Origin of the sequence: Olsenella sp. oral taxon 807, assembly GCF_001189515.2 — a bacterium.
Classification (GTDB): domain Bacteria; phylum Actinomycetota; class Coriobacteriia; order Coriobacteriales; family Atopobiaceae; genus Olsenella_F.
On the sequence record NZ_CP012069.2, the window covers coordinates 2,148,403 to 2,160,661 of the forward strand.

A 12,259-nucleotide genomic window follows, 5' to 3' on the forward strand; every position below is an offset into this window, starting at 1 on the left:
GCCCCTATTCCTCCTCGGAGAAGTCGAGCAGACGCTCCCCCGTATCGGGATCGTAGATCTCGACCGTCGAGGTGAGCACGTCAACGTATTGGTACGACTGACGTGACTTGCGCCCACGTCTCTCCTCGACCTCAATGATGAACAGGGCATCATAGGTCCCCACGAGGATGCCTGTACGCTCGATGGTGCGAGAGCGACCGAGGTTTGCGCGGACCTTCAGACGCGTGTTCTTGAGTCCCTCAAGTTCGGTATAAATCTGGTCTATTCTGTTGGCAGGCGGAATTTCCTCTTCCATTTAAACCTCCAAGAGGCAGCGTAGCGCAGCGGCGCGCTACGAACCACAGTGGTGCAAGCATCCATTTTATGGCAAGATATGCCGTGCGGACGTATGTTCACGAAAGGCAGATAGCAACGCTGATTATCGCGAATACTACACCCAAATGACACTGAACGACCAGCTTGAGATATGTGAGGCTACAGTATGCTGAATAAAGCGAGAGCCAGCGAGGTCATGAGGCGGCTGGGAACAATGGGTCTCTCGCAGGCCCTGATCTGCGATCCCCTGTCCATCTGGTATCTGACGGGCTACTACACCGAGCCCTACGAGCGCTTCCTTGCCCTGTACCTGACGGGATCGTGCAACAAGGCCGAGGGCGTGCTCTTCGCGAACTACCTCTTTCCCGACGCGACAACTGCCGCCGACAGGCTCGTTCTGTACTCAGATGCCGACGATCCCATCGCACTTGTGGCGGGTGAGACGAACTATGGGCAGACGCTGGGAGTGGACAAGGAGCTCACAGCCCGCTGGTTGCTGCCGCTCATGGAGGCGAGGGCTGGGAGTGGCTTTGCCTTGGCGTCAGGCGCGGTCGATGCGGCGCGCTCGATCAAGTCCGCAGAGGAGCAAGACCTGATGCGCGAGGCCAGCCGCGTGAACGACAAGGCCATGGCCTGGCTTACCACTCAGGTGCATGTGGGCGCGACCGAGCGCGAGATCGCATCGAGACTACTCGACGAGTATCGAAGGCTGGGAGCGGACGACCACTCGTTTGAGCCCATCGTGAGCTTTGGCGTGAACGCCGCAGATCCCCACCACGAGCCAGACGACACGACGCTCGCCCCAGGCCAGATGGTCCTCTTTGATGTGGGCTGCAAGCGTCGGTGGTACTGTTCCGACATGACGCGCACCTTCTTCACGGCAAAGCCCACGGCCCGACAGCTCGAGGTGTATGAGACGGTGCGCCGCGCGAACGAGGCAGCGGAGGCCATCGTCCGGCCCGGTGTGAGCTTTGCCGAGATAGACCTGACGGCGCGACGTCTGATAGAGGACGCTGGCTTTGGGCGGTACTTCACGCACCGCCTCGGACACCAGATCGGCCTTCAGGACCATGAGCTAGGCGACGTCTCGGCAGCACACGACGAGCCGGTACAAGCGGGACAGTGCTTCTCCATTGAGCCAGGCATCTACATAGAGGGCGAGATAGGCGTGCGCATCGAAGACCTGCTCATCGTGACCGAGGATGGCTGCGAGCTGCTGAATCACTATGAGAAGGCCCCGACGGTGCTTGAGACGTAGCCGTCAGGGCCTGCCTGGAGCCCTCCTAGGTCACAGGGACGTACGGTGGTCCCTCGCCCTCCTCCCTAGCAAGCCGAAAGCGCAGCGGCATCAGCTATCACAATGCAGTCCGGGTGCAGCTGCAGTACGGAGGCAGGGCAGGCCGGCGTCACGGGCCCGTAGCACATCGCGTGTACGGCATCTGCCTTGGCCGTTCCGCTCGCGATCACCAAGATGCGACGTGCATGCATGATGGCGCCGATACCAAGGGTGTAGGCCTGCCTCGGCACCTCGTCGATGCTCTCGAACAGGCGGCTGTTAGCTTTGATGGTGCTCTCGGTCAGGTCGACGCAGTGTGTGCCAACGACAAACTCGTCACCCGGCTCGTTGAAGCCAATGTGCCCGTTGTTGCCGATGCCCAAAAGCTGCAGGTCAATGCCACCGGCAGCCTCGATTGCCGCGTCGTAGTTCGCGCAGGTCGAGGCGGCGTCCTCGTTCGACCCGTCCGGCACGTGCGTCCGCGTCACGTCGATGTCCACCCGCGAGAACAGGTTCTCCCACATGAAGTGGTGGTAGCTCTGCGGGTCATCGTGCGTAAGGCCTCGGTACTCATCCAAGTTGTAGCTCTGGACCTGAGCAAAGCTTATCTTGCCTGCAGCGCACATCTCGACCAGGCGCACGTAGGCACCCAAGGGCGTGCTGCCCGTGGCCAGGCCCAAGGTCGAGTTCGGCTGTAAGGTCAGCTGTGCTGCGATCACGGCTGCGGCATGCTCGCTCATATGGTTATAGTCACGCGTGCGAATGATTCTCATGGTTCTCATCTCCTATAGTCTGTTCCATAGCTTGACTCACGTGTCCAAAGCGCACAAGCGCATGATACGGAAGATACACGGCCTACAGCTTACTCGCTAGGTCAACAAGCGCATGGTGTCGGTGAGAGACAGAGTTCTTCTCGGCAGGCGTAAGTTCGGCCATGGTCCTACCTGTGACTTCGTCGAGCGCAAACAGGGGATCGTATCCAAAGCCACCCGTGCCCCGACGCACACGACCAATGGAGCCTGCGCAGTCGCCCTCACCCGAGAGAACCCGCTCGCCCTTTTCATCCCTCAGCACGAGCACGACCGTGCTGTGAAAGTGGGCCGTCCGCCTTCCTTCGGGAACGCTCGCGAGCTCGGCAAGCAGCTTGTCGTTGTTGGCGTCATCGTCACCATGCCTGCCCGCCCAGCGCGCGGAGTGGACCCCCGGAGCGCCCCCTAAGGCGTCCACGCACAGGCCCGAGTCGTCTGCGACCGCCATGGCAAGCCCCGTCTCGTCGAGCGCCGCGCGGGCCTTGATGAGGGCGTTCTCAAGGAAGGTCTGACCGTCCTCGACCGGGTCGGGAAAGTCTCCCAGCTCGCTGAGGGCCACAAAGTGCATGCCTCCCATAATGGGCGCGAGGATGGCCCTTATCTCGTCCAGCTTGTGGGCGTTGCCCGTCGCGACGACGACGGTCGCCTTTGGGTCCAGCCCAGCGAGTCCCAACTCGTCCACATCAGTCACCATAGCCACTCCTTCATCCTGCCGCCTCATGACCCTCGGCTCCCCCGCGCGGGCAAGAGACCCGCATCTGTCGGACTAGCCCGACGAGCTGTGGCCAGAAAACCCCGTCACCTCGCCCTGAAGCTCGATGAGCCTGGCTATGCCCGTCTGCCCCAGGTCAAGCAGGCAGGCGAGCTGCGAGCGATCGATGGTGGCGCGCTCGGCGGTACCCTGCACTTCCACGATGCCACCCGTATCGGTGCCCACGAGGTTCATGTCAACCTGAGCATTGGAGTCCTCGGGGTAGTCAAGATCAAGGAGGGGGCGTCCCTCCACCATACCCATGCTGATGGCCGCCACCTGTCCCGTGAGCGGCAGGCGATGAAGCTTATCTACCTCCACGTAGCCCATGAGCGCTTCGTAAAGCGCCACCCATGCGCCTGTGATGGATGCCGTACGCGTTCCGCCGTCGGCCTGAAGCACGTCACAGTCGCAGGTTACCGTGAGGTCGCCGAGCCGGCGCAGATCGACCACCGCGCGCAGGCTGCGCCCCACCAATCGCTCTATCTCCATGGAACGACCCTTGCGCCCCCTGTACTCACGCCTGCTCCGCGTGTTGGTGGCGGCCGGCAGCATCGCGTACTCGGCCGTGACCCAGCCCTGGCGAGAACCCCTGCGCCAGGCGGGCACGCCCTCCTCAATCGTCGCGGTGCAGATCACGCGCGTGTCGCCGAACTCGGCAAGGCAGGAGCCGTCAGCGTTCTTCATGACCCCCGGCGTGAGGGTAACGGGACGCAGCTGGTCCGCCGCCCGCCCATATGAGCGCACCGATGTCCGTGCGGCCAGATCAACCCCGCCGCTCGCATCGTCCATGAGACTTCCCCCACATCATAAAAACGGACCTCGCGTGAGCGAGGCCCGAGACCGTCATGGTGGGCGATGAGGGATTTGAACCCCCGGCCTTGTGCGTGTAAAGCACCTGCGCTAGCCACTGCGCCAATCGCCCCTGCAGACGAAGTGTATCACAGGATGCGGCTTCCTTCGTGTCTCTTCGCGTGGATACTGCGTTTTTGCCAACCAAGAGAATCGCACGTCTCGCCACAGGCTATACTAGGCTTTATGAATACCACACTCTTGGCCTTGGAGCAGCTGCTTTGCTCCAATGCCATCACAGCGGGCATCACGAATACGGCGGGCGCCTCTCACCAGGAAGACGTACCCATAGATGGAGCGGACTGCGACTCCCGTCTTGCAATGAGAGACCACCTCTTCATCTGCAAGGGGGCTGCCTTCAAGGCGGCCTACCTGACGGATGCGCTTGCCAAGGGCTGTTGTGCCTACCTGTGTGATAAGAGCCGCGCAGACGAATTGGCGAAGGTCGCACCGGGGGTACCTGCTCTCGTGGTCGCCGACGACGCGCTGCGACAGGCCATGGCACGTGCCTCGGCAGAGGCCTGGGGCCACCCCGACCGCGACGTCAAGATCGTTGGCATCACGGGCACGAAGGGCAAGTCCACCTGCGCCTACATGCTACGCGCAATTCTAGACGCGGGTCACGACGCTGCGCAGGCAGCCATCTTGGGATCGATAGACACCTTCGACGGCGTCGAGCGCTTCGAGAGCGTCAACACCACACCCGAGGCCCCCGACCTCTGGCGCCACATAGCCAATGTCCGCAGCTCGGGCCTTCCCTACCTCGTGATGGAGGTCTCAAGCCAGGCGCTCAAATACGATCGCGTCGTGGGTCTTGACCTGGACGTAGGCTGCTTTTTGAACATCGGGCGCGACCACATCTCGCCGGCAGAGCACCCCGACTTCGAGGACTACTTCTCAAGCAAGCTGCGCATCTTTGACCAGACTCGCGTAGCTGCGGTGAACCTGGACATGGACCGTGCGGACGAGACGCTCGCTCGCGCACGGGCCTGCAAGCGCCTGCTAGCTTTCTCGGCAAAGGGTCCCACCACACAGGGCACTCCCGACATCTGGGCACGTAACGTGAGGCCCACAGGCGCTGGCATCCATTTCGTGGCTCACACGCCAAGTTGGGAGGAAGAGCTGTTCCTCTCCATGCCGGGCCTCTTCAACGTGGAGAATGCGCTCGGCGCCATCGCCGCCTGCGAGGCTCTCGGCGTGGAACAAGGGCAGGTGCGCGAGGGCCTCGCACACACCCGCGTCCCAGGGCGCATGGAGCTTCTTACCACGAGCTCCCCCAAGATCACGGGCATCGTGGACTACGCGCACAACAAGCTCTCGTACCAGCGCTTTTTCTCATCTCTAAGCAAGGAGTTCCCCGACTGCGAGATCATCGCGGTCTTTGGCGCGCCCGGCGGCAAGGCCTTCGAGCGCCGCCAGGAGCTACCACAGGAAGCCTCCAGGTGGGCGGACTACCTGATCTTCACTGAGGAGGACCCCGCACACGAACCGGTTGGGGAGATCTGCGCCCAGATGGCGCGCTCGACGCCCAAGGGACAGCCACACGAGGTCATCCTGGAGCGCCCTCGTGCCATCGAGCGCGCGGTCGAGCTGGGCTTGGCAGCCAAGCGCGACGCCATCGTATGCCTCCTCGCCAAGGGTGACGAGACCCGCCAGCACGAGGGCGACGCCTTCGTGCCCTGTGAGACTGACACTACCCTCTTCTATCGCGCCGTAAGCCGGCAGCTGGGCCAAGCTGAACCCTAGGAACGACCACATCAAAGAGCTCACGGGCACATCGATACAGAGTGAGACCACCGCAGTCCGCGTGCGACCAGACGAAAGGAGTCCCCACCATGCCCGCCCTGTCACTTCCCACCTTCCCCGTTGACGCCTCGACACTACCTGAGCCCATGGCAGAGCAGCTCTCGCGCATCAGACACATCATCTCTGACACGGATGGCACGATGCTGGGCAGCAGCTGCGCACTTACCTCCACAGGCGGCACACCTTCCGTCGAGCTCGCGCAGACCCTCATCGATGCCCGACGCTTTGGCATCGACGTGATTCCCTGCACGGGACGCAACCGGGCGATGGTGCGCGAGGACGCGCGCATCCTGGGGCTGCCCGGCTGGATAGGCGAGATGGGCGGCATCCTCTGCCTCCATGAGGGCAGCACGAGCGACTGGCGCTACTTCACGGCCGACATGCCCTACGACGAGTCGTCCGGCCAAACACCGCACGACCTCATCATGGCGACCGGCGTTATCGAGCACATGCTCGCGCGCTGGTACGACTGCCTGGAGACCTATCATGACAACAACATAGGCTACCAGTACCGCGAGGTCACGGTGGCGCTGCGCGGTGCTGTCATCGAGGACGAGGCCCAGGCGATGCTCGACGAGACGGGTCTGCCCCTCTACCTGGCTGACAACGGCTTCGTGGGCCACATCACCGGGGCGACCATCCTACCAACCTTCGAGGGCGGCAGGATCGAGGACGTCCACACCTATCACGTCACGCCGCGAGGCCTCAACAAGGGCACGGCAGTGCGCCGCTACATCGAACTCATGGGCTGGGATCCCACCGAGGTCATGGCCTGCGGCGACTCTCCCGCCGACTGCGCAATGGCCCCTGAGGTCGGCACCTTCATGCTCATGAGCAACGGCATCAAAAACCCCAAGGCCCAGGCAGCGCTGGCCACGGCCGGAAACGCCTATGTCTCTGCGGCAGACGCCACGGACGGGTTCTGCCGGGCACTGCGGACGCTCATGGCACTTCGCACCCTGACGTAGCAAGATCGCGAGACATACCAAGCGGAGGCTGGTGGCGCAGGCGATGGCATCGCCTGCGCCCGCGCCTCAACGCAAGGGCTCTTGGGCCGCACGCGCATCGGTCACACAGATCCCCGCAAGGGCCACGGCATAGGCGCAGCCGCCACAGGCCGCCCAGAGCGGCCCCACGAGCGAGAGACCCCCAACTCCCAGCAGGTAGAAGAAGACAAGAAGTAAGAAGTCCGGGCGCGCCCGTGCTGACCTCCTCGAGAGGACATCGATGCCACCGGCAAAGAGCGGGGTCGCCACGAGCGAGAGCGTGATGGCCAGCATTGACAGGATGCCTGGGGCGCCACAAGCGGACGAGGCGATGGGGGAAAACGGCAGGGACAGACACGCGACGACCACCAGGCCCAGCAAGACAGTGAGGGCCACGGCAGGAAGCGAGTCTAGAAGCAGCAGCCTGAAGAGAGTGCGGGGACGAGCAATTGCATCGCCCACGAGTCGAACGCGACAGTCATCCCTGAACACGCGCGTCAGCTCACGCGCTCGACCAAGCGACAGAGAGCCGAGTGTCATCCACATGAGCCTCAGTCCCAGATCGGCAGAGGAGGCGACGAGCACGGCTCCGGCGGGGACGAGAAACGCGCCCCACTCCATGAGGTCCTTTAGTCCCTCGCGTTGACGAAGGTGCGAGAGCAGGGCACGCGCGACAAGAAGCCGAGCGCCTGTTGTTTGAGGAAGCGAGAGAATGGGCCTGCGTCCTGCCAAGATCCTGCGTCGGCGCTGCTCCTCGTAGGTGATGGGAGCTTGGGCCGCCCATGAGGTCATCGACTGCAGGTCGGCATAGAGCGCGTTCGACTGGACGATCGAGGCCCTGTCAAAGCAAGGATGCGGCACCAGACGCATGAGGCGAGCGAGGCCGCACGCCCATCCGAGGGCAACCGCAAGGACGAGCGCCACGGCAACTGCAAGCGTCAGTGCCACGGGCGAGACCACGGCTTGCAACACGGCCCCCATCAGGCGACCGCCGATCAGGCCCAGGACCACAGATCGCAGCAGCACGGGGACGGCACTCGCGACCACCCAAGCCGCAGGGGTCAGGACACCCGAGAGCAGCTCGATATCAGGATGCGTGAGTGGGACGGACGGGGTACGCAGGTAGTGCACGACCGACGTCACGCAGACGACAAGCGGTATCACCCACAGAAGACCGAGCAGGGTGCTGGCGCCCGGCACACCAAGGGTCGCGCCGATGCCCTCGGCCAGATCCAGAAGATAGGCCCAGGTCATGACGAGGGTTACCAGCAAGACAAGTACGACGTAGAGCTGGTACCAGCGGTCCATGAGGCTCGTTTCCTCGCTAAAGTCAGTTCCCGTCGCGTACAGGAGCTGCGTGACTCGCGCCTTGGTATGATGGAGGCGAAGCCGCAACAGTATCCGTACGCCCCTCAGCGTCTCAGCCACGTTCCAGCCTACCGTCCCTCAGACACAAGGTCTGACTGGCGACAACGGCCGACACGCTCGCGTGGCAGCTCATGAGGATGGCTATACCACGACCTGCTGCCGCCGTAAGATCCCCGTCAAGGATATGCGTCGCCTCCTCGTCCAGAGGGGCGTAGGGCTCGTCGAGCAGCAGCAGGCGCGGTCGTATGACAAGCGCGAGGGCCAGGGCAAGCTTCTGTCTCATGCCGCGCGAGTACGCGGAGGGATATCGGTCGAGTGCGTCTGCGAGCTTGAGGCGCCTAAGCAGGTCCGTAGCGTAGGCGGACTCGCCCTCGATGCCTCCCGCGCGCAGCAGAAGCTCCATATGCTCTTTCGCGGTCAGGTCATCATAGAAGGCAGGCACGTCGCATACGAACGCCACCTGAGGACGTGGGCCCTGCGCGATGACCTGGATGTCACCAGATGAGGGTCGCAGCCAGCCGGCAAGGCACCTCAGGAGGGTCGACTTACCCGACCCGTTCGCACCCACCAGAATGGCTATCTCGCCCTCTTTGAGCGAGAACGTCACATCCTCCCACACCGGAACCCTCGCGTATGAGAACGCGAGGTTCCGCACACTCACGACCTCAGCCATATCGGCCTCCTCACATGCGACCAAAGGGACTGCCATGCCCGACGTCGGACGGCGCGTCTCGCAAAAATGGGACTGCCACGGGCATCAGGAGGTGCACCTCCTCACCCAGGCGATGAAGTTCTCCGTGCCCAAACCTGTCCGCTCAGCCATCGAGTGGCCCACCCCCCAGACGGTCGCGAAGTCAACGTCCTCGACACTGTCGTTCGCCCGCAGGGCAAGCGCGAGGTTGACCTCGGTCGTGAGCGAGGTGTCGCCCTGCTCGATGCCTGTGCGGATCCTCCAATACTTGGCAGGCGTCGAGGTACCGTAACCCTCGTATGAGCCGCACAGATAGTACAGGGGATTGTAGAGGTTCTCGCGCTCCGCCATGCTCGTGCCGAGCGCGTCTGCGTTTGCCAGGTCGGAGGCGAAGCTGGAGGGGTACGTCTCGTCCCAGCCCGAAAGCGAGGCGTAGGAGGATGCGTTCCTATTGAGCAGACCCGCCATCGTCGCGTCAAAGTGGCGCGCGTCAGAGTCGTGGTCACCAAAGAGCTGGTTCTCCTTTGCGCTCCTGTCAAGCATGTCGAAGGCACCGACACCTTTGGTCACCGCCTTGCGGTGGCGCACGAAGGCACCGACGCTCGCGATGGAGGCGCTGTTGGTGGCACTGTCATAACGTATCCAGGGATCAGCGCCATTGAGGGAGGCAACGTAGTCCTCGGCCGTGTCATACGTCACCTCTGAGCCCGTCGGGTCAGGGGCATAGGGAAACGCCGTGATGGCGAGGAAGTTGTTAAGCGACCCCTCGATCACCGAGAGCAGGTGATCGTAATAGCTCCCCGAGCAAAAGGAGCCCTCTCCGCCTGCGGCAAGCGACAGGACGTTGTCGTCCCCGTCCACGAACCCGACGAGGTTGACATAGGTCACAAACTCGTTGGCAAGGTCGCTCGAAAGGGCCTTCGCGAAGCTGCCCGCGCTACGCACCCCGTTCGTGACGTACTGCCCCATCATCCACTCGTACGCCTCGTCGGCCACATCAAGTGACGTGATCGGACACCAGCACATCGCCCCCGCCACGGCGTCCGAGACGTCATGTCCCAACCTGTCCGTGAGCACGGCGCCTATCGCGTCGAGGTAGACCTGATAGCCCCTCACATCACCCGTAGCACCCATAAGCGCGCTCTGGGCGCCCCCGCTGGAGTGACCAAAGGTGAAGATGCGGTCCATGGAGCCCGGAAGCGAGTCCGCGTTGTAGCGCAGGTAGCGCACGGCCGCCTTGAGGTCGGTGACACCCCACGGAACACCACCATCATAGTGGCTGCCGTCACCGCTCGTGCCGCTCGCACGACCACGACAGCCGGCGCGCACATACACGAGGCCGGCCGACGTGTACGGCACGACGCCCTCCGCAGAGTACGACGAGGGTGCCTCCTGCGCCCCAAAGCCAACGGTATCAATGGGCATGACGACGGGTGCCGTCGCAGCAGTGTAGCCGCCTATGGAGCCGTCAGGGTTGACGCTGCAGGTGTAGGTCTCGCCGCCCACATTGGCCCTCGCGCTCAGATAGGCTCCCGGCACATAGACGCCCAACGACTCAAAGTCGGGCGCGGCGGGACTCAAACAGTAGCTCACGCCCACCTGATAGTAGATGTCGTTCGCCTCATCATGGCGCCAGGCACCCCTATCGAGTGAAAGCGGGCTGTAGTCCCTGGCCACCAGGGCGTCCTTCGATGGGCGTATGGCACAGCCCGAGAGCCCCATCCAGGCAAGCCCCGTGGCGGCAGCACCGGCAGCGCGCAGGAGCATCCTTCTTGTCACATGTGCCGCCTCTCTTCCCATTGCCTGCCTCCTTCGCCGTATATGGACGCCTGCGACGAGTGCACCGCAGTGCCAGGCGTACGGTGCGTGCTCACGAATGCCGCTCGACTACCAACGATAGTATGATGGGAAGAAAAGAGATGCGACATATATCTTGGGTTTCTTGAAAAGAGTCCCGCACAGGCGCTCCTGTGCGGGGGATGCGCATCGCCCCAAGGCGAGCGGGCCCGCCGACCGGTTCCGACGGGCCCGCAGGGCAGGTCATGCGAAAGACACTGGACGCTTCTAGAAGTCCACGGGCTCGTCGTGGTAGCAGCATGTGAGGATGCGCTCGAAGTCCTCTGCCTCGGTCTTGCGCGGGTTCTCGGGCGTACAGGCGTCGAGGACGGCATTGGCGGCGATGGAGGGGAGCTTCTCGAGGAACTCCTTCTCGGGAACCATGACGGCCTCACCACTGTCGCTGGCCTTGATACCGCCATTGGCGTAGTCGTTGACACCCTGTGGGATGTCGAGCTTGTCGTTCAGGTCGCGGATCATCTGGACGAGGCTATCGACGAGCTGCTCGTCTGTCGTGCCACCAAGGTGCAGGACCTCCTTGGCGACGAAGGCGTAGCGCTCGCGGGCACGGGAGTCCCTGGAGTTCCACTGGATGGCCTTTCCCAAGTACATGGCATTGGCAGCACCATGTATGATGTGGCCGCCCTCGAAGACGGCCCCGGTCTTGTGTGCCATCGAGTGCACGATGCCGAGCAGGCCGGAGGAGAAGGCTATGCCGGCAATGCACTGGGCCTCGTGCATGTGCTGGCGAGCAAGCTCGTCTCCCGTGTAGGAGATGGGCAGCCACTTGGTGATCTCGCGGATGCCATGCAGGGCGTTGGCGTCAGTGAACATGCTGGCGGCCGTCGAGACGTAGGCCTCGAGGCAGTGGGTCAGCGCATCCATGCCCGTATGCGCACAGAGCTTGGCGGGCATGCTGTAGGTGAGCTCGGGGTCCACGATGGCGATGTCGGGTGTGATCTGGAAGTCGGCTATCGGGTACTTGACGCCCCGCTCGTAGTCGGTGATGATCGAGAAGGCCGTGACCTCGGTCGCAGTACCGGAGGTCGAGGAAATGGCGCAGAAGTGCGCCTTGGTGCGCAGCTCGGGGAGGCCGAAGACCTTGCACATGTCCTCGAAGGTGGTCTCGGGGTACTCGTACTTGATCCACATGGCCTTGGCCGCGTCGATTGGGCTACCGCCGCCTATGGCGACGATCCAGTCGGGGCTAAACTCGGCCATGAAGGCGGCGCCTCTCATGACGGTCTCGACGGAAGGATCGCTCTCGACGCCCTCGAAGAGCCTGACCTCAAAGCCCGCAGACTCGAGGTCGGCTTGGATCTCTTGCAAAAAGCCGCCACGACGCATCGAGCTGCCGCCCGAGACGATGACGGCCCGGGAGCCCTTGAGGTTCTTGACCTCGTGGCGGGCACCCTCTCCAAGATAGAGATCACGTGGATTGGTAAAACGTCCCATGGTTCCTTCTCCTCTCTCTGTTGTCGCCCCCTGCGACGACAAGCTTCAAACCATTCTAGGGAAGGGTGTAGGCCCCCACCAGGGACGGAGGCGTACGACGGTGTTATCTACATG

The 12,259-nt window shown here is 63.1% G+C and carries 11 protein-coding genes and 1 tRNA gene; 3 read left to right on the plus strand and 9 right to left on the minus strand.

The window, feature by feature from the left end; genetic code table 11:
- Positions 1 to 4 precede the first annotated feature (4 nt).
- Positions 5 to 295 (minus strand): Veg family protein, encoded by a 291-nt coding sequence (locus ADJ70_RS09150; protein ID WP_050340840.1) that lies wholly within the window; start codon positions 293 to 295, stop codon positions 5 to 7.
- Between the two features lie 186 nt (positions 296 to 481).
- On the opposite strand from ADJ70_RS09150, the gene ADJ70_RS09155 reads away from it, so the two are divergent.
- Positions 482 to 1,573, plus strand: a complete 1,092-nt coding sequence (locus ADJ70_RS09155; protein WP_050340841.1) for a Xaa-Pro peptidase family protein — start codon at positions 482 to 484, stop codon at positions 1,571 to 1,573.
- A gap of 65 nt (positions 1,574 to 1,638) precedes the next feature.
- Here ADJ70_RS09155 and nagB read toward each other — a convergent pair whose 3' ends face one another.
- From nagB to ADJ70_RS09175, 4 genes are all read right to left on the minus strand, one after another.
- The gene (nagB, locus tag ADJ70_RS09160) at positions 1,639 to 2,364 is read right to left on the minus strand and encodes a glucosamine-6-phosphate deaminase (protein WP_050340842.1); all 726 of its coding nucleotides are present in this window, start codon (positions 2,362 to 2,364) and stop codon (positions 1,639 to 1,641) included.
- Between the two features lie 82 nt (positions 2,365 to 2,446).
- The gene (gene rdgB / locus ADJ70_RS09165; protein WP_050340843.1) at positions 2,447 to 3,094 is read right to left on the minus strand and encodes an RdgB/HAM1 family non-canonical purine NTP pyrophosphatase; all 648 of its coding nucleotides are present in this window, start codon (positions 3,092 to 3,094) and stop codon (positions 2,447 to 2,449) included.
- 72 nt (positions 3,095 to 3,166) lie between these two features.
- Entirely contained in the window at positions 3,167 to 3,943 is a 777-nt protein-coding gene (gene rph, locus ADJ70_RS09170) for a ribonuclease PH (RefSeq protein ID WP_050340844.1), read from the minus strand.
- 57 nt (positions 3,944 to 4,000) lie between these two features.
- Positions 4,001 to 4,076 (minus strand) — tRNA-Val (locus tag ADJ70_RS09175).
- Positions 4,077 to 4,189: 113 nt separating this feature from the next.
- Between ADJ70_RS09175 and ADJ70_RS09180 the strand changes: the two genes are divergently transcribed.
- Complete coding sequence (locus ADJ70_RS09180) at positions 4,190 to 5,749, plus strand: Mur ligase family protein (protein WP_050340845.1); 1,560 nt, start codon at positions 4,190 to 4,192, stop codon at positions 5,747 to 5,749.
- Between the two features lie 89 nt (positions 5,750 to 5,838).
- A complete protein-coding gene (locus tag ADJ70_RS09185) occupies positions 5,839 to 6,777 on the plus strand; it encodes an HAD hydrolase family protein (protein WP_050340846.1) in 939 nt (312 codons plus the stop codon).
- Between the two features lie 66 nt (positions 6,778 to 6,843).
- Here ADJ70_RS09185 and ADJ70_RS09190 read toward each other — a convergent pair whose 3' ends face one another.
- The 4 genes from ADJ70_RS09190 to ADJ70_RS09205 form a co-directional block, all read right to left on the minus strand.
- Positions 6,844 to 8,223, minus strand: coding sequence for a hypothetical protein (locus ADJ70_RS09190; RefSeq protein ID WP_050340847.1), 1,380 nt, complete (start codon positions 8,221 to 8,223; stop codon positions 6,844 to 6,846).
- On the minus strand, positions 8,216 to 8,836 hold the full coding sequence (locus ADJ70_RS09195) for an ATP-binding cassette domain-containing protein (protein ID WP_050340848.1): 621 nt from the start codon (positions 8,834 to 8,836) through the stop codon (positions 8,216 to 8,218). Before ADJ70_RS09195 ends, ADJ70_RS09190 begins: the two co-directional genes overlap by 8 nt.
- Positions 8,837 to 8,920: 84 nt before the next feature.
- On the minus strand, positions 8,921 to 10,654 hold the full coding sequence (locus tag ADJ70_RS09200) for a hypothetical protein (RefSeq protein ID WP_050340849.1): 1,734 nt from the start codon (positions 10,652 to 10,654) through the stop codon (positions 8,921 to 8,923).
- Positions 10,655 to 10,918: 264 nt separating this feature from the next.
- Positions 10,919 to 12,145, minus strand: a complete 1,227-nt coding sequence (locus ADJ70_RS09205) for an iron-containing alcohol dehydrogenase (RefSeq protein ID WP_050340850.1) — start codon at positions 12,143 to 12,145, stop codon at positions 10,919 to 10,921.
- Between the last annotated feature and the right edge of the window lie 114 nt (positions 12,146 to 12,259).